Annotated in this window: 2 protein-coding genes and 1 tRNA gene; 1 reads left to right on the forward strand and 2 read right to left on the reverse strand. The window is 28.3% G+C overall.

The features are described 5' to 3' along the window. Positions 1-607 precede the first annotated feature (607 nt). Positions 608-690, reverse strand: a tRNA-Leu gene (locus ACRDBA_RS00720). Positions 691-736: 46 nt separating this feature from the next. After that, positions 737-898 carry a YfgJ family double zinc ribbon protein gene (locus tag ACRDBA_RS00725; protein WP_438571032.1) on the reverse strand — a complete coding sequence of 54 codons (162 nt, stop codon included), beginning with the start codon at positions 896-898 and terminating at the stop codon, positions 737-739. A gap of 100 nt (positions 899-998) precedes the next feature. Here ACRDBA_RS00725 and ACRDBA_RS00730 point away from each other — a divergent pair. Beyond that, positions 999-1,755 (forward strand): AI-2E family transporter (locus tag ACRDBA_RS00730; RefSeq protein ID WP_438571033.1); only part of this gene is annotated, 757 nt, incomplete at its 3' end.

Raw genomic sequence — 1,755 nt, forward strand, 5'->3', positions numbered from 1 at the left:
TAGGGAAATAATTTCGTTACTTTTATGTGTAATTATATGTTTAGGGGAGTTTAGAAATGATGCAAATACGGAATCTTTACATTTATCTAATCAAGGGTTTAGGGGAATAAAAGTAACAATAACTACTCCCAAAGTAATATATTTAAATATTACTTGTCCGTTCGTAGATAATAATAACATCAGTTTTTGTCGATTTTTTGTCCTAACTGTGAACAAATTGTAAATAAAACGTTTTACCTATATTTTTTCTATTTTTATTTAGTTAATGTGCTTACTTTTTATTCCTATTTTATGTTAGTCTAACCAATTTGTTTTTTACTTTTCTCCATCTTACATAATATCTACTCTTTAATCTTATCTATATCCACTTTTTATATTCCCTCTTTTTCGACATTTAATACATTTTACCTTAAATTTAAAAAGACTATCCTAAAATATACAAACACCCTATAGAATATGAAAATAAGCTAGAGAACTAATTAAAAATTTAGTTTTCTAGCTTATTTATTCATTAGGGCTAATAATTATTAATTATTAGCCCTATCTATAGTTTATATATTAAAATAACAAAAAAGCCTTAGAATATTTCTACTCTAAGGCTATCTTATGCGATTGGGGGGACTCGAACCCCCAAGGTCTAGGACCACTAGATCCTTAGTCTAGCGCGTATGCCAATTCCGCCACAATCGCGTATCTATTTAAGATACTTTTATTATATATTTAATGGTACTAGTTGTCAATGATTTTCTTCATTTTTTTGATTATTTTCTGGATAAATGATTCTGCTCCTTGAAATTAATCGCTTACAATGGTTGCAAAAATAATTACTTGCCCCACACGCATTCATTTCTTCTACTTCTTGTTTACCACACTCTGGACATATTAATTTTTTAGACATAGTTTTTTCCCTTTCTTAATAATATTTTTATCTATTTCTTTTATTATATAGTATGTTAAAATGAATTATATTATTATCCATACTAAGGAGGAGCTATTGAGTGAAAAAAATCTTAGATACTAAATATTTAAAGATTGCTCTCTACACTATTTTCGTTATTGTTGTATCCATTTTAGCTTATCGTCTTTCTTCAAAGTCCGATAACATAATGCCATACATCACATCTTTCATTAAATCTATATTTAGCATTTTTGAGCCTATTATTTATGGCCTTATTATTGCTTATCTTATGAATCCATCTATGAGCTTTTTTGAACGACACTTTTCAAGGTTATTTAAGCCACACTCTATTAAACAATATAAAGCTATTCGAACACTTTCTATTCTCATAGTTTATATTTGTTTATTTGGAACTATTATTTTATCTGTTAAGTTTTTGATTCCACAAATTTTAAATAATTTATCTGTATTAGGAAATAATATTCCAACCTATATAGATGAATTTAGGTTATTCCTAAGCACTTTAGAGCAAGAAGTTAGCACTACCCTTGTTGCCCTCCCACCTGATCTTATCGGACGAGCATTTGATGTTTTAGATATTTCCAATATCCTCAACATTAACTCTATCAGTGCTATCTTTGATAAAGCTATCTTAAGTACTGTAAGTATCACTGGGGCCCTTTTAGACGGAGTTATTGCTTTTATCGTTGCAATTTATGCTCTTGGTCAAAAAGAAACTTTTGTTAATGGTTCAAAACGTATCATCTATGCTTTATTTAAACCTTATACAGCTAATAAAATTATTAGTATCTCTGAAGAAAGCAATCAATTGATGATTAAGTTCTTTGTCGGAAAAT

It is taken from the genome of Clostridium sp., assembly GCF_051654825.1.
GTDB lineage: Bacteria > Bacillota > Clostridia > Clostridiales > Clostridiaceae > Clostridium.